The organism is Pseudoalteromonas sp. APC 3250 (assembly GCF_030407915.1).
Taxonomy (GTDB): Bacteria; Pseudomonadota; Gammaproteobacteria; order Enterobacterales; family Alteromonadaceae; genus Pseudoalteromonas; species Pseudoalteromonas tetraodonis.
Genome location: NZ_JASDCM010000004.1, coordinates 172322 through 188291, shown reverse-complemented (window position 1 = coordinate 188291; position 15970 = coordinate 172322). Strand labels below are relative to the sequence as shown.

Annotated in this window: 13 protein-coding genes; 2 read left to right on the top strand and 11 right to left on the bottom strand. The window is 40.2% G+C overall.

The window, feature by feature from the left end; genetic code table 11:
* The first annotated feature begins 124 nt into the window (after positions 1–124).
* Positions 125–2371 (top strand): carbohydrate binding family 9 domain-containing protein, encoded by a 2247-nt coding sequence (locus tag QL986_RS06330; RefSeq protein WP_016899724.1) that lies wholly within the window; start codon positions 125–127, stop codon positions 2369–2371.
* A gap of 352 nt (positions 2372–2723) precedes the next feature.
* Here QL986_RS06330 and QL986_RS06325 read toward each other — a convergent pair whose 3' ends face one another.
* From QL986_RS06325 to QL986_RS06295, 7 genes are all read right to left on the bottom strand, one after another.
* The gene (locus tag QL986_RS06325) at positions 2724–3428 is read right to left on the bottom strand and encodes a TorF family putative porin (RefSeq protein ID WP_028834775.1); all 705 of its coding nucleotides are present in this window, start codon (positions 3426–3428) and stop codon (positions 2724–2726) included.
* 8 nt (positions 3429–3436) lie between these two features.
* Positions 3437–4654 carry a BCCT family transporter gene (locus QL986_RS06320; protein WP_013463220.1) on the bottom strand — a complete coding sequence of 406 codons (1218 nt, stop codon included), beginning with the start codon at positions 4652–4654 and terminating at the stop codon, positions 3437–3439.
* Between the two features lie 166 nt (positions 4655–4820).
* A complete protein-coding gene (betA, locus tag QL986_RS06315) occupies positions 4821–6488 on the bottom strand; it encodes a choline dehydrogenase (protein WP_290191338.1) in 1668 nt (555 codons plus the stop codon).
* A gap of 9 nt (positions 6489–6497) precedes the next feature.
* A complete protein-coding gene (gene betB / locus QL986_RS06310; protein WP_290191337.1) occupies positions 6498–7961 on the bottom strand; it encodes a betaine-aldehyde dehydrogenase in 1464 nt (487 codons plus the stop codon).
* A gap of 1 nt (position 7962) precedes the next feature.
* Positions 7963–8538: a transcriptional regulator BetI gene (gene betI, locus QL986_RS06305; protein ID WP_024600892.1), complete on the bottom strand. Its 576-nt coding sequence runs from the start codon at positions 8536–8538 to the stop codon at positions 7963–7965.
* A gap of 438 nt (positions 8539–8976) precedes the next feature.
* Positions 8977–9279, bottom strand: a complete 303-nt coding sequence (locus QL986_RS06300) for a hypothetical protein (RefSeq protein ID WP_290191336.1) — start codon at positions 9277–9279, stop codon at positions 8977–8979.
* The gene (locus QL986_RS06295; RefSeq protein WP_013463225.1) at positions 9279–9536 is read right to left on the bottom strand and encodes a DUF3081 domain-containing protein; all 258 of its coding nucleotides are present in this window, start codon (positions 9534–9536) and stop codon (positions 9279–9281) included. Before QL986_RS06295 ends, QL986_RS06300 begins: the two co-directional genes overlap by 1 nt.
* Positions 9537–9682: 146 nt before the next feature.
* Between QL986_RS06295 and QL986_RS06290 the strand changes: the two genes are divergently transcribed.
* Complete coding sequence (locus tag QL986_RS06290; protein WP_290191335.1) at positions 9683–10963, top strand: flavohemoglobin expression-modulating QEGLA motif protein; 1281 nt, start codon at positions 9683–9685, stop codon at positions 10961–10963.
* A gap of 219 nt (positions 10964–11182) precedes the next feature.
* Here the strand turns inward: QL986_RS06290 and QL986_RS06285 are convergent, their stop codons facing one another.
* From QL986_RS06285 to QL986_RS06270, 4 genes are all read right to left on the bottom strand, one after another.
* Positions 11183–11986: a DUF1338 domain-containing protein gene (locus QL986_RS06285; protein ID WP_064663026.1), complete on the bottom strand. Its 804-nt coding sequence runs from the start codon at positions 11984–11986 to the stop codon at positions 11183–11185.
* 28 nt (positions 11987–12014) lie between these two features.
* A complete protein-coding gene (astD, locus tag QL986_RS06280; RefSeq protein ID WP_290191334.1) occupies positions 12015–13481 on the bottom strand; it encodes a succinylglutamate-semialdehyde dehydrogenase in 1467 nt (488 codons plus the stop codon).
* Positions 13482–13489: 8 nt separating this feature from the next.
* Positions 13490–14524 carry an arginine N-succinyltransferase gene (astA, locus tag QL986_RS06275; protein ID WP_013463229.1) on the bottom strand — a complete coding sequence of 345 codons (1035 nt, stop codon included), beginning with the start codon at positions 14522–14524 and terminating at the stop codon, positions 13490–13492.
* A gap of 81 nt (positions 14525–14605) precedes the next feature.
* Complete coding sequence (locus QL986_RS06270) at positions 14606–15811, bottom strand: aspartate aminotransferase family protein (RefSeq protein WP_033104201.1); 1206 nt, start codon at positions 15809–15811, stop codon at positions 14606–14608.
* Between the last annotated feature and the right edge of the window lie 159 nt (positions 15812–15970).

The following is a 15970-nucleotide window of genomic DNA, read 5'->3' as shown; positions in this document are numbered from 1 at the left end:
GTATTAGTTTTTTGTTAATTTTATTGCAAATATTAACGCGCAAGTATTAACAAACGTACCTGTATAATTTACACTCCAGACCAAAGTTTACTTTTAACAAGTAAATAAATCTAAATGGATGTTTATGCAGTACTTTATACCTACAAAAATAATAAAATGGCTGTTGTTGATCAGCTTCAGCCTCGGTTTAACTCTCAGCCCTAATGCACTTGCCGATAAGCTTAATTATCAACTCGCGCACATTAATAAAAATATTGATGTAGATGGCGTGCTTAACGAGCCACATTGGCAACAAGCAACACATGTTGCGGTAAATTACCAAGATGAGCCGAATGAAAAAGGCACACCGCCAGTAAAAACAGATGCATACCTTTATGACGATGGTCATAATTTATATGTGGCGTTTGTAGCTTATGACCCGGATCCGAGTAAAATTCGCGCGGCGCTTCGTGACAGAGATACCCTCTGGCAAGATGATACTGTCGGTTTGGTGATTGATACCTTTAACGATGAACGTACAGGCTATGAGTTTTATGTAAACCCACTGGGCGCTCAAGGTGATCTTCGCATGACGGATACCGATGAATGGGTGTCAGACTTATCATGGGATGCCATTTGGGACAGTGCCGGTACCATAAACGAGCAAGGTTACGTAATTGAAATGCGTATTCCGTTTAAAGCTCTGCGCTTTGCACAAAATAAAGATCAATCTACCTGGGGTTTTGCTGTAATGCGCAACTATCAGCGTGATGTGTTGTATCAATTATCAAGTACAGGCTTTGACCGTGATATTAAATGTAGTTTGTGTCAGTTTGACAAAATAACTGGATTTAATAATTTAGCACCGAGTAAAAATCTGCAATTAACGCCAACCTTAACCGCATTAAGAAACGATCAAAAAACACAGGTACCTGGTGCGTGGGATAACGGCGATGTAAATACAGAAGTAGGGCTTGATCTGCGTTGGGGCGTCACTAAAGATGCAGTTATTAATGCCACCATAAACCCTGATTTCTCTCAGGTAGAAACCGATTCGTTAGAACTGGATGTAAACACCACATATTCTATTTATTACGCAGAAAAACGCCCGTTTTTCTTAGATGGCGCATCTTACTTTAAAAGTAACTTATTTGAACTCCTTTACACCCGTACCATAGCTGAGCCAAATATTGGCGCCAAGCTCACCGGTAAAACCGACAGCCACAGTTATGCGCTGATGTTTGCAGATGACGATAACAGTAATATTTTATTGCCAACTAACCAAGGCTCGGGCTTTGCCAACTTAAATGATAAAACCAAAGCAGTGGTGGCACGTTATCAATATGATATTGGCCAACAAGGTACTATTGGTGTCACTTCTACACATAGAGAAAGTAGTGACTACCATAATACGGTGCTATCGGTTGATGGAAGCTATTGGTTTAATCAGTCAGATACGCTTAATTATCAAATCGCGAATGCTGATACCAATAACTCGCCGTTTTTAGTTGATAACTACAATTTAGCAGACTCTCAGTCGGATATGGCGTATGCATTAAAGCTGACACGCGATAAGCGTGATTATAAGCTCTACGCGACCTATGACAATATTGGTGAGGATTACCGGACCGATTTAGGTTATCAAGAAAAGGTAGACTATGAAAAGGTAGGCTTTGGTGGCGGACAAACTTGGTATGGTGATGAACATGACATGCTAACAACCTGGTCATACACCGCCGATTGGGATAAAACCTGGGCGCAAAATGGCGAGTTACTTGAAGAAGAATACGAAGGTTACATGACCTTTCAAGGTCAAAAGCAGTCTGTATTTGAGCTGGGTTTGTTAAATCGCTATGAAAATTATAACGGCAAGTTTTATAACCAAAATATTGGTTATTTTTATACGGCTTTTAGACCGTCAAAAGATCTGAGATTATCGTTATATGCCGAATATGCAAGCCGTATAGATTACACTAATGAGCAGCTAGGCGATGTTTTAACCACACAATCGCAGGCTGTTTGGGATATTAATAACCATTGGCAGGTCGATGTTAGGCATAATTATAGCCATTTAGATGATTACCAAGGGCGACGTGTTTTTACCGCAAACCTTATTGATTTTAGGCTTTATTATAAGTTTAGTATGCGCGCTATGCTTAAGCTGATTTTACAGTTTGAAGATATAGACAGAAATGAGGATGCTTACTTTTATCAGGTTAGCGAAATCAACAAAGATTACGGTAGTCAGCTGGTGTACTCATACAAAATTAACGCACAAACCTTATTTTACTTAGGGTATTCAGATAAAGGTTATCAGGATGACTCGTTAAAAAGCATTGAGCGAGACCAACGTACTTTCTTTACTAAAGTCAGTTATGCGTGGCAGTTATAACGCTATAAATAATATAAAAGTAAGATTTTGCTAGGCAATAAAAAAACACGCTAACCAGTAGCGTGTTTTTTTATATTTACTAGGGTCTGTTGACCTTTGTGGATTGAAATTTGTTCAAACTAGGGGGTGTTTAATCGCGGCGCGAGGTTTGTAACCTAGTGGGCTAAGTAAAAACCGAGCAACAAAGAGTAAATAGCCCCTAGGAAGAACCCTTTGGGCAGCGCCTGTTTGGCATTAATGCTACGTTATCGCCTATTTATGGGGAATAACACTACATAGGCTCTGCTTTGCCTAAATACCAAACAGGCTGCTGCAAATTCAATCTTAAAAGTACAACAGACCCTGCTAACTATTACAAATCAAATGTACGTGAGATAGCCAGTACAATTCGCTCATCTGCGTAATCGTAATCTAGGCTGGTATTCTCAGCAGCCACTTCAATGCCAAACCCTTCATAGCTCGTTTGGTATGCTAAGCGGTAGTGATAATACGATTTGTCGCCCTTAGCTTCATCCCATTGGAACTTATTGCCATCGAGTGAGTTTGAAATATCAAAGCTGGCACGAATCGCATGATTTGGCGCAAGCTCGTAAGTGTGCGCAATCATAGAAATCACATGGCCAGTATCGTAGCCAAAGTAATCCCAGCTGTACCAAAAGTTAAGCTCTGTTTGGCCGTAGTCACTGGCGTAACCAAATTTAGTATACGCTTCTGCGTAGTTACCATCGCTGTTATTACCTTGGTAAGTGTAATAAGCAATACCGTAATCCAGGCTTACTTGTTCGTTTAACTGAATGTATCGGCCTACGTAAGCATCTAGTTCAAAGTCGGTGTCATCACCAAAATCTACGTTTGATGCCCATACACCGGCATAAACACCGTTATCATAAGCGTAGTCAAGGCTTGCTTGTAGTGCCGGATCGTTATCTGTTTGTGATACACCATTAAAGGTGTAATCAGATGCAGCCGTAATCGTTGTTGACCAGTTAGCCGCTGCCGTTGTTGATAAAACGGTGAACGGTAAAGCGATAAAAAGTTGTTTTAATTTATTGTTCATGTGTTTTCTTAGCTGATAGTTTCTATTTTTGTGTAATCAATTTTATTCGCTTTAGGCGATCCTTCGATATTGCTGACCGTTTTAAGTTTGCTGTAGGCAATAAAACCAAGGCAAATAAAGAATAACCCTATAACTAAAGCACCAACCCATTGAATTTGCAAAAACTCAAGCTTAAATAGCAGTGTTAGTAGCGACAAAGCGACAACGTTCATGGCAATATATTTAAATTTACCAAAGCGTTTTACGGTTAGGTTTAAATTATCTGTGTATAAACGGATCAGGGAATCGAGCGAATTAATAACAAATACGATACCTACAAACACCATAGCAAAGTTTTTAATTCCCTCGGTTGGAATACCGGCTTCATGGTAGTGATATAACACACTAAACCAGATAGCGATTGGAATCGATGGGAAAATCAGCATAGCACCAAGGACTTGATAGGTTTTTAAACCGCCCACAAAACGCGATGTAAATTGACCAATCATAATGCTCCACGCAAACCACCAAAATAAGTAAAACTCATGGTAATCATTCAGTGGTAATACAAACTCATTGATGTTGGCAAAGTAATTACCAATTAATCCGATGTTTTTAGTAAATGCAGAGAGTTCACTGTCGCCAAATAAGAAGGCATCAGCCCACATAAAGCCAATTAGGGCGATAAACAACCAAGTAGTTGCAATACTTAAAAAGCGCACATATTTAATATCGGTACTTGAATACACCGCAAAGCAAATAGCGGCAAGCACGATTAAGTAAAACGCAGGAATAACATTTGAGCCATCACCGAGTTCAGGTAAATACCACGGCAAGTTACTCAGTAATAAGTAAGCGGTAAACGCACAAGTACCAATAATGACCACGTTGTTTAAAAACTTAACCCATGGAATTTCAAAAAACTTCACTTTGGGTTCTATTACACAGAAATAAAAGCACGTAAGAAAATAAAATCCCCAAATTAAAAATCCCCAATAACCAAACTCAATTGAGAGAGGATTGGCAAATGCATATTCTGGGCTTGCTTTTATGTCTGCATAACCGGCAAATTCGGTTAAAGGGAACATAATAAGGCCAACGTCTAGGCCTGAGGTAAACAGGATTGCTATAAAAGTGAATGTTCTCACTGGTGTGACGCCCACTACGCGTACATTGCCCCATTTTATTAAAATAGTAACAATGGCAAGTAAGGTGAAAATAATGCCTGCATTAAGCCAAATAGTCATTATCGCCCTCCCAGAATGAATAAAAATAACACATATATACTCCGTTTTTTTATTGTGCTTGCATTAACACAGGCATAACCTATTTATGCTTGTGAGCCACTGCAAGGCGCATAAAGGCACTCCTTAAAGCATTTTGCTAAAAGAGTGGCCTTTATGGCAGGCTAAATTAAAGGGTTTTATTTCGTTGTGAAGTTTGCCAATCAGTGGCATTCACAACATCAACTCCTGTATGAGCTAAAGGCTTATTACCTAAAATAATATCAGCGGCTTTTTCGGCCACCATGATGGTAGGCGCATTTAAATTACCATTAGGTATGGTTGGAAAAATCGACGAGTCAACTACACGCAAGCTTTGCATGCCATGCACTTGGGTATTTGAGTTAACTACAGCCATGTCGTCTTCACCCATTTTACAAGAGCAAGAAGGGTGGTAAGCACTTTCCACTGCTTGGCGCACAAAGGCATCAATTTGCTCATCCGTTTGAACTTGTTGCCCTGGTTGAATTTCTTCACCACGGAAGTCGTCAAAGGCAGGTTGTTCAATAATTTCACGCGTTAAACGTACGCACGCCCTAAAGCCTTCAATGTCGTCTTGATGCTCAAGATAATTAAACACAATCTTTGGCGGCTGCGTCGGATCTGCTGAGGCAATAGTGACACTGCCACGACTTTTAGGTTTGTTATGACCTACATGCACTTGAAAACCATGCCCTGCAAAAGCACTGCGTCCATCATAACGCATTGCTGCTGGTAAAAAGTGATACTGAATATCAGGCCATTCAACACCGGGTTTTGAGCGAATAAAGGCACACGATTCAAAGTGATTAGTTGAGCCTAAACCTTTACGGGTAAGCAGCCATTTTGCACCAATTAAACCTTTAGAAAACAAGCCTAATTTACCGTTTAAGGTAATGGGTTGTTTACACTTATATTGAAAGTAAAACTCTAAATGGTCTTGCAAGTTTTGACCAACACCTGGTAGGTGATGTTTTACTTCGACACCTGCTTTTTCAAGTATTTGTGTATCACCAATACCGGACAGTTGTAATAGGTGAGGAGAACCGATAGAGCCCGCACTTAAAATAACCTCTTTACTTGCTTTGGCTGTTTTAACTGTGCCATTGAGCTTGTATTCAACACCGGTTGCTTTTTTGCCGTCTAAAATAACGCGCTGAGCAAGTGCACCGGTTACAATTGTTAGATTACTGCGATGCTTAATTGGATCTAAATATTCACGAGAGGCTGAGCTGCGCACACCGTTTTTAACGGTCATGTGCATAGGGCCAAAGCCTTCTTGTTGAGCACTATTATAATCAGCTGTAGTGGCATAACCCGCTTGAGCACCAGCATCAATAAAGGCGCTATACAAAGGGTTTTCCATATTATTACCGTTATTAACGCCAAGGGGGCCTTTTCCACCACGATGGCTGTTTTCACCTAGATAAAAGCTTTCTGCTTTTTTAAAATACGGTAAACAGGCTTGATAATCCCAGCCATTAGCGCCATGTTGCTGCCATTCATCAAAATCTTTCGCATGACCACGTACATACACCATGCCATTAATAGATGATGAGCCGCCAAGCACTTTACCGCGTGGGCAGTGCATTTCACGGTTATCTAAGTACTTTTCTGGCTGCGTATGAAATTGCCACGCATACTTATCGGTATTCATTGGAATCGACAGAGCAGTGGGCATTTTAATAAAGATGCTTTTATCGCTGCCGCCGGTTTCAAGTAACAATACCTTGTTACTTGAATCTTCAGACAAGCGATTTGCTAATACACAGCCTGCCGAGCCTGCGCCTACAATAATATAATCAAAAGAGTGGTTCATAATGATTCCTTAAAATGGGCTTTCTATGTCAGCCATACCAACATAAACAGACTTAGTTTGCGTGTAATGATCAAGCGTTTGTATGCCGTTTTCGCGGCCGATACCTGATTGCTTATAGCCACCTACAGGCATTTCTGCCGGCGAGTTACCGTAAGCATTGATCCAACAAATACCGGCTTGTAGCTGATGAATAACGCGATGAGCACGTTTAATATCGCTGGTGAAAACGCCTGCAGCTAAACCTAAGTGAGTGCCGTTAGCACGTGTAATTACATCATCTTCGTCATCAAATACTAAAACGCTCATTACTGGGCCAAAAATTTCTTCTTTAACAATCGTCATCTCATCGTTGCAATCAACAAATACGGTTGGCGCTACAAAATAACCATTTGGCGCAGATGCTGGTGAAAGCGTTGAGCCACCGGTTAATAGCGTTGCCCCTTCTTCAAGGCCTTTGTTGATGTAGCTCAGCACTAAATCTTGATGCTTTTTAGAAATAAGCGCGCCAAAGTTAGTGTTTAAATCTTGTGGATCACCGGCAATAATATTGTTTTCGGTGCGAGTTTTAAGCTCATCAATAAACTGCTGGTACACATTTTTGTGAACATAGATACGAGTGCAATTAGTACAAATTTCACCTTGGGTATAAAAGTTCCCTAACATTGCCGCGCTTACTGCTTGCTCTATATTGGCATCGTCAAAGACAAGTAACGGCGATTTACCACCTAGTTCCATAGTCACATCTTTTAATGTACCTGCTGCACTGGCGAAGACTTTCTTACCGGTACCTACTTCACCAGTAAACGATACTTTTTCAATATCTTGATGTGCAGTAAGCCATTGGCCTACTTCACCCGCGCCTTGAACTACATTGAATACGCCAGCGGGTACACCTGCTTCAATAAATACCTCGGCTAATTTAATTGCGCCAAGCGGGGTTTCTTCTGAAGGTTTAAAAATAAATGCATTACCCGCAGCAAGGGCAGGGCCAGACTTCCAACATGCAATTTGTAATGGGTAGTTCCATGCACCAATACCAGCACAAATACCTAAAGGCTCTTTGCGTGTGTAGTAAAAGTCATCGCCAACCATTTGTTGTTGACCAACTTGCGCAGGGGCAAGGCCTGCAAAATATTCAATTACATCTGCGCCTGTTTCAACATCTACGCAGTTAGCTTCTTGCATTGGTTTACCGGTATCGAGCACTTCAACTAGTGCAAGCTCATCATTACGCTTGCGTAAAATAGCAACGGCGTTTAATAAAATACGGCTGCGCTCAATAGGGGTCATGGCTGACCAAACTTTAAAGCCTTGTTTTGCACTTTCAATTGCTGCGTTTTGAACGTATTCATCGGCAACTTCAACGGCATAAATTACTTGGCCGGTTGCAGGATTTACTACATCAAATGTTTCGCCGCTTTTGTTTGCAAGGAATTGACCGTTGATAAAGTTTTGATAGATAGGTGTAGTCACGTTAGGCTCCATATTGCTTGATAAGTGAATGCACGTAGTTTTTAGCCAGTGATTCACTGTGTTTAAACTGATTTTCGTCTGATTGGCTTAATACGGCTCGTAGCCATAAACCATCGATCATTGCTGCGGTTAACTCTGCCGCGAGATTTGCTTGCGCTAAAGGCATTAATTGCTTAAATGAAACGGTTAAATTGCTTTGCAAGCGTTTGCTGTTTACATTTTGTAAACGATGAAGTTCCTTGTCGTGCATTGATTGCGCCCAAAAACTTAACCACGTCCGAGTGGTGTCTTTTCGTTGTTGTACTAGCGCAAAGTTTGATTCAACAATAAACATTAACCTTTGAGTTGGCGTGGTCTTTTCATCTACTTTGCTGATCAAGTCATATTTCAAGTTAGACAGTAAGTAACGCACAGTTGCTTCAATTAGCCCCTGTTTCCCACCAAAGTAATGGCTAATTATGCCAGAGGACATCCCCGCATTTTTGCTAATACTATTAATTGTGGTTGCTTGTAACCCTTTTTGAGCAACTGACTCTATTGTTGCGTCAATTAGCTGCTGACGCCTTACAGGTTCCATTCCAACTTTAGGCATAATTTTTATTAATTGATCGTTCAATAAAGATAAGCTTAAGGTAATAGCTCTAACAATTCAAGGTTCGTGCAAATGGTGAGTGTCTGAAATGTGGATAAATAATTAATAAAATAAGTCTAAAATGAAGTTATATTAACAAGCTGGATTTTTATAAAATATCATTTAATAACAGTTTGTTACGTGTGTTTTTTTAATTGCTTTTTGCGGTGTAATTATTTATTTACATAATTGGTGAAACTTTTAGTGATTTATTTATTAGTGTGATAACTATTAGAGTACTAATTGTATTTTTTGTGGGCAGGTCACTTTAAAAAGCGGTAAGGCGAGTTTGTGGGAAGATCCAAGAAAAAAGATTTAGGAAGTGAAATATGAGATTAATTTACAGAAATGTTAACTTAGTGAAGAGATAAATAAAGACGCTGTTTAGGTTTCAACAACGCCTTTAAAGAGCAAAGGATAACGTCTTAAACGGTTGCCAATATAATCGTCAGCCATAATTTGGTCGCAAATTTCATCAATATTATCGGTCGCTTCAAATACCCAATCAAAACGTTCTATTGCAAGTAAAAACCCACGCTTTAAATGCGTTTGCGCACGGTAATAAGCAAGGTTGTTTTTGATGAGTTGCAGCTTTTTAGGCTCTGCTTTTAATTGCGCAATAACTTGATTAATAAACTGCAAGTTGCGCGAACTGGTTGGTCTGTTTCGTCGGTATGTTGATCGCATTACTCTTCATTAGCTATGTTGTAAAGTTTTTTCAAAAAGTCGTCTTTGTGTTTGTCATGTTCATAATCTAAGTGATAGGTATTATGAAATCCAAAACGTAATAATACCCCACTGCCTTGTAAGTAAACGGTATAGCCGTCTATATCAGAATATGCAGTGATCCCTTGATAAAATTTACCTTCTTCTGTGACTTCTCCGCGTTGTTGAATGCGTTCGTAAACCGCTAGAATTTGTTTATTGTCGATTTCATTTTTCATTGTTTGTCCCTTTTATTTAATCACTCATACGCTATAGAAGTGAGGGTCGATCATCATAAAAACAATAGTCTAAAAAGTATGATATTGCTTTGTTATTTTTCATTTATAAATTATGCTCAAAGTTCACTTTTTGTTGAGCTTTTACCATGATAGACAAAGCGTTACTTTTGAAAACTCGTGAATTATCCGACCAGCTCATTGCATTGCAAACACCCATTAGAATACTCGATGCAATAAATTGGGATAAACAAATTAAAGAGGAATTTTTTAGACAAAAATGTCAAAAAAATCCACTTATTGAGCGTGCTTATTATCAACAGCGCGATTTAGGATTTGTTCCTAGCGAGTTGCGCCAAGCATTTTCAACACTGCACCGCAATATTATTAACCAGTTGGGGCAATTAAACCCAATTGCACAATATATGGGTAAAATGTGTACCGAATATAAAACGGTTCTGAGCATGCTTGAATACCGCGGTACGCCAGAGTTTCATGACTTATCAGTGGAGCTATTTGGTCATCCTAAAGATTTGTTTCATGCCGGTGAGCCATCGCTATCAGAACTGGCTAATATGCTCGAACAGCCTTTAAAAAATTTACTTGCAGCGGATATTTTGCCTGAAGATCCTAAAAATATTGATGCCAGCGACGCGGTGCGGATTTTATCTGAACAGGTCAATGCCAGCATGCCGGGAATAAACGTAGAAGTGATGCTAAGTGATGGTATTGTCAGCGATGCGGCAGCAGGTGCTAATAATATTAAGCTCAATCAAGATGTTAAGTTTTCTCAGCGCGAATTAGATATTTTAGAAGTGCACGAGGGCTGGATCCATGTAGGCACCACTCAAAATGGCTTAGCGCAACCTTATTTAACTTGCTTGAGTAAAGGCACACCAAGCTCTACGGTGACCCAAGAGGGGCTTGCAGTACTGACGGAAATTATTACTCTTAAATCAACACCACGTCGTTTATCAAAATTAGTAAACCGTATTCAAGCGGTGACGAAAGTAATTGATGGCGCTGAGTTTATCGATATTTACCGAGATTACGTTGCTCAAGGTTTATCAAAAGACGACAGCTATACTCTTGCACAGCGCGTTTTTAGAGGCAGTACCGCAACCGGCTTACCCTTTACCAAAGATATTGCTTACATAAAAGGCTTTGTTTTAGTTTACAACTTAATTAGGGTGGCGATACAGCTTGGTCGAATTGATCAGTTGCCATTATTGCTGGTGGGTAAAATATCAATTGATGACTTTAGATTAATATCGCAATTGCATGACTTAGGTGTCATTGAAAATCCGCAATTTGTGCCGCCTCATTTTAAAGATTTAAGAGGCCTTGCTACGTGGCTCAGCTTTGGTCGATTTATTGGCGATTTGTCTTTCGAACAACTAGAAAACGACTATAAGCCGTTGTTTTTATAATTTTAAAAAAGAAGCGCAGGTTCCTTTTTTAGCAAAAAAACGCAGTGGGAATAAGCAACTGCGTTTAAGTTTACACACATAAGCCTGCATGCCCATAAGAGGGCAATTGATTGTTGTCATTTTTATTTATCGTTTTATCGATACATAAAATTGTTTTAAACCATTCATTAGGCACAAAAAAAGCCCAAAAGTGGGCTTTTTAAATTCAACACACTTTGGTTATCGTGCGTTGGTGCTTTCAAATATTTTGTCTGCAGAGGCAGCGACAAAACCGGTGTAAATTTCACCGTCAGGTTTTGGATAACGAATAGCAAACTCGTAAAAACAGCTAGGAATGCGCATATCGCCATCGCTAAAGGTTACGGCGTACTCATCAGCTAATGTTGATGATTGCTCTAATAGCACCTCTGGTGAGCCTTTTACTTCGCCTCCTGAGGTATTGAGTGCAAAACCAGCATCTTTAAGAGCTTGGTTTACATCATGGATGTTATCAAACTTAGCCAAAGTATTAATGTTCACGGTGAAGTGATTGGCACGATAACCCCACGCAGACATCCACGCTGCATATTCGCTCTCTGCTAATAGCTTTTTGTAAGTATCAGTGCTTACTTGCCAATGTGTACCTGAATATAAAAAGTTATCGGCAGTCACCGCACTTTCGTCAATTTGTGCAACCATATCAGTAACAATTGCTTGAAGCTCAGGTGAGCATTTTTCAACTAATAACTCAGAAATAAATACTTTAGGTTGCGTTGGATCGCTGTGCTCGTAATGTTTAGCGTAGAGTTTTTTTGCTTCAAAATGGTACTCACCACATTCTTTGTAGCCAATGGCTAAAAAGTGCGCAGCTAGTTTTTCAAGGCCTACTTTTTCAATATTAAAAGTACGCAGCGCAATATGATCGTTGATTATATCGTCTTTTTGCGTTGAGCCTAATAGGTCATGAATTTTGTCAGCCGATGGCGTTACGCTTAGGTAGTTTTGCCACAGGTTATCAAATAATGTGTTTACATCAGTATGCATGGTAAATCCTTAAATCTGGTTAAAATTGTTATTCAATTATTAAGCCCGGCGCGAGGGTTTGCGGTAAGTTAACTTTTTCTGACTCTACAGAGGCCACTGGGTATGCGCAATAATCTGCAGCGTAGTATGCACTGGCTCTGTGGTTGCCACTGGCACCTATACCACCAAATGGCGCTGCGCTTGATGCGCCTGTAATAGGGCGGTTCCAGTTAACAATGCCGGCACGAATACGTTTTAAAAAGTGACTGTAATCATCTTCGCTATCAGCAAGTAAACCAGCAGATAAACCAAAGCTGGTGTTGTTTGCTTCTGTTATAGCGCTATTGAAATCAGTGTAACGATATACTTTTATAAGCGGGCCAAAGTGTTCTTCATCGGCAATTTCGCTTATATTAGTGACATCAATAATGCCTGGGCTTACAAACCCAGTGCCTGGTTTTAATTGTTTAAGCTCAACAAGAATCTCAGCACCTTGTTTAACTAGCTCAGCTTGCGCTGCCACCATGCCTAATGCGGCTTTTTCACTGATCATAGCACCCATAAAAGGTTGATCGTCCGCAAAGCTATCGTCTACTAGGATATTTTTGGTGGCGCTGATCAGCTTTTCTAAAATAGCATCGCCATTGGGCGACTTTTCAATAAATAAACGGCGTGCACAAGTACAGCGTTGGCCAGAGGTGATAAAACCCGATTGAATAATATCGTGCACGGCGGCGCTAACATCAGCAACATCTTTAACCACTAGCGGGTTATTACCGCCCATTTCAAGCGCTAAAATTTTACCTGGGTGGCCGGCAAATTGTTTATGTAATAAATGACCTGTGTTTGAGCTACCAGTAAAAAATAGGCCATCTATATCTTGATGTGAGGCCAGCGCTTTACCTGTTTCTAACTCACCTTGAACAAGGTTTATAACCCCAGCAGGTAAGCCTGCTTTTAACCATAGTTCTAAGGTAAACTGCGCTACATGAGGAGTTAATTCTGATGGTTTAAATACCACGGTATTACCGGCTAGTATGGCTGGTACAATATGGCCGTTTGGTAAATGCCCAGGGAAATTATACGGACCAAAAATAGCGACCACACCGTGAGGTTTGTGGCGAATAAAGGCTTTTGCACCAGGCATTGGGTTTTCGGTTGTACCAGTACGTTCATTGTAAGCACGGATCGCAATAGCCACTTTGCCTGTCATCGCGCCCACTTCTGTGCGTGTTTCCCATAGCGGTTTACCTGTTTCACGAGCAATAATAGTGGCAAACTCTTCGCTGTGTTCTTTTAGTTGGGCTACGAAGTTTTCTAAAATGGTAATACGTTGCTCAATTGGCATGTCTGCCCATTGAACTTGCGCGGCTCTTGCCGCTTTAATGGCACTGTCAACTTGCTCTGCGTTGGCGCCATTACCTTGCCATACAATTTCACCATTACTTGGGTTAATAGAATCAAACGCAGGGCCTTTGCCTACAAACCATTGATTATTAATTAGTTGTGTGTTCATAAATAATGTTACAGGCGGAAAAATCGCGCTGCATCTCCTTGTTTTAAATGAAGTGCATCAGCTACTTCTTGGCTGATGATTAAGGTGTGCTTTGCCTGATTGTAATGAGCATGTTTGGTAAATGTGGCTCTGAAATCACTAACCCCTTGATTACAAATAGCAAGGGTGTCTGAGCTTTGCTCATTGATATGTTCAAGCTCGCCAATAGTAATAGGGCACACCTGTGAATCACGAATACTGCGAATATTACCGAGCTTTGCTTCTACTGTGGGGCCTGCGTCAAATAAATCAACGTATCCGCGGTGTTCAAAACCTTCTTTTTCAAGCAGTTTAAGTGCTGGTTTGGTTTTATCATGCACATGGCCAATCACCGCTTGTGCTTTTTTGCTCAGTAAATTCACATAGATAGGGTATTTAGGCATGAGTTCGCTAATAAACACTTTATCGCCTAACCCCACTAAATGGTCGGCTTGTGGGAATTCAATACTAAAAAAGTGTTCCTGCAACCATTGCCAAAATGGCGAGTGACCGTCTTCATCGCTAACACCACGCATTTCAGCAATTACTGTGTCGGCAAAGCGCTCACTGTGTTGCGCCATAAATAAAAAACGTGAACGTGATAAAAAACGTCCCGTTAAGCCTTTTCTACTGTCTTCACGTAAAAATAAAGTACATATTTCTGAGCAGCCAGTGTAGTCATTACACATACTCAAAATATCTACGGTATTGTAAACGTTTAAAGTGGGTGAATGGTGAACGGTTTTACCTAGATGATAATGATACAAAGGTACAGATAACCCGACGGCCGCTTCTATGGCGGTAGTACCAATTACCTTGCCGGTTTCACTGTCTTCTAAAACAAATAGATAGCTTTCGTCGATGGGCTTATCTACGTTTTTAGTAAAACTGTTTTGCGCACGATCAATTTTTTCTTGTAGTTGCCCATCATCGACAGGTAAAGAGGTAAAGCCATGGCCAGACTCAATGGCAATCTCTTTAAGTGCTGCAAAATCATTGACAGTAATAGGACGTAATACTTGCATTAACTACTTGCTCCAACAACATATAAAATCCTGAGGTAAACGTGTGTTTGCCTCAGGACTTAGTTATGTTTTACTTAGTTATTAACCGTTTACTACATCGCTTACTGCTTTTTCAAAGCGAGCTAAGCCTTCTTTAATGTCCTCAAATGGGATCACTAATGAAGGTGTAAAACGAATAACGTTCATACCGGCTACTAAGTTCATTAAGCCGTTATTTGCACTTGCTACTAAAAAGTCACGAGCACGGCCTTCAAACTTCTCATTTAATACCGCACCGATTAGTAAGCCTTTACCACGGACTTCGCTAAATACATGGTATTTTTCATTAATTGCATTTAAACCATCACGGAACATTTGTTCACGCTCTTTTACGCCATCTAATACAGCAGGCGTATTAACAGTATCAAATGCCGCTTCTGCAACAGCACAAGCTAACGGGTTACCACCATATGTAGAACCATGCGTGCCTACTTTTAGGTGTGCTGCAATTTCAGTGGTGGTGATCATGGCGCCAATTGGAAAACCGCCACCTAAGGCTTTAGCCGTCGTTAAGATATCAGGAACAACATCTAACCCTTCGTATGCGTATAAGTGACCTGTACGGCCAACGCCGGTTTGCACTTCATCAAAAATAAGTAGTGCGTTGTGTTTAGTGCACAGTTCACGTACTTTTTGTGCAAATTCATTAGTTGGTGGCACAATGCCGCCTTCACCTTGTAATGGCTCCATCATTACTGCACAGGTATCATCACCAATTAAGGCTTCAAAAGCGGCAATATCATTGTAGTCACAATGCACAATATCAGCAGGTTTTGGACCAAAACCGTCAGAATAAGCAGCTTGGCCACCCACTGTTACAGTGAAAAATGTACGACCATGAAAACCTTTATTGAAAGCAATAATTTTAGTTTTTTCAGCACCAAATTTATCCAGTGCAAAGCGACGGGCTAATTTTAATGCTGCTTCGTTTGCTTCAGCCCCTGAGTTTGCAAAGTAAACTTTTTCAGCAAACGTGGCATCAACCATTTTTTTAGCTAGACGAAGAGCTGGCTCATTGGTCATTACATTTGATAAGTGCCAAATTTTTTCGCCTTGCTCTTTAAGTGCACCGACTAATGCAGGATGGCAATGCCCTAAACAATTAACTGCAATACCACCGGCAAAATCGATAAATTCGTTATTGTTCTGATCCCACACACGTGAGCCTTCACCGCGAACAGGAACAACAGCTGAAGGGTTGTAATTAGGGACCATTACGTCGTTAAATAAATCTCTGGTTACTTGCATTTTTACACCTAAATTATTCACATAAAAAAATACGTTGCTGAAAAAATAACGATAAGGTCAGGATGATTCAGCAATACAATGTGTTTTACTTATTAAAAATGTCATTATCAAAGGTTATGAATGAAATTTGCAGTGCTATTTTGTGAAAAATGATTAGAA

What these genes read in the sequence shown, in the direction of transcription:
- QL986_RS06320 (WP_013463220.1), bottom strand. Translation starts at nt 4,654, where the DNA reads ATGACTATTTGGCTTAATGCAGGCATTATTTTCACCTTACTTGCCATT.
- QL986_RS06330 (WP_016899724.1), top strand. Translation starts at nt 125, where the DNA reads ATGCAGTACTTTATACCTACAAAAATAATAAAATGGCTGTTGTTGATC.
- QL986_RS06270 (WP_033104201.1), bottom strand. Translation starts at nt 15,811, where the DNA reads ATGCAAGTAACCAGAGATTTATTTAACGACGTAATGGTCCCTAATTAC.
- QL986_RS06290 (WP_290191335.1), top strand. Translation starts at nt 9,683, where the DNA reads ATGATAGACAAAGCGTTACTTTTGAAAACTCGTGAATTATCCGACCAG.
- QL986_RS06300 (WP_290191336.1), bottom strand. Translation starts at nt 9,279, where the DNA reads ATGCGATCAACATACCGACGAAACAGACCAACCAGTTCGCGCAACTTG.
- QL986_RS06325 (WP_028834775.1), bottom strand. Translation starts at nt 3,428, where the DNA reads ATGAACAATAAATTAAAACAACTTTTTATCGCTTTACCGTTCACCGTT.
- astA (WP_013463229.1), bottom strand. Translation starts at nt 14,524, where the DNA reads ATGCAAGTATTACGTCCTATTACTGTCAATGATTTTGCAGCACTTAAA.
- QL986_RS06285 (WP_064663026.1), bottom strand. Translation starts at nt 11,986, where the DNA reads ATGCATACTGATGTAAACACATTATTTGATAACCTGTGGCAAAACTAC.
- astD (WP_290191334.1), bottom strand. Translation starts at nt 13,481, where the DNA reads ATGAACACACAACTAATTAATAATCAATGGTTTGTAGGCAAAGGCCCT.
- betA (WP_290191338.1), bottom strand. Translation starts at nt 6,488, where the DNA reads ATGAACCACTCTTTTGATTATATTATTGTAGGCGCAGGCTCGGCAGGC.
- betI (WP_024600892.1), bottom strand. Translation starts at nt 8,538, where the DNA reads ATGGAACCTGTAAGGCGTCAGCAGCTAATTGACGCAACAATAGAGTCA.
- QL986_RS06295 (WP_013463225.1), bottom strand. Translation starts at nt 9,536, where the DNA reads ATGAAAAATGAAATCGACAATAAACAAATTCTAGCGGTTTACGAACGC.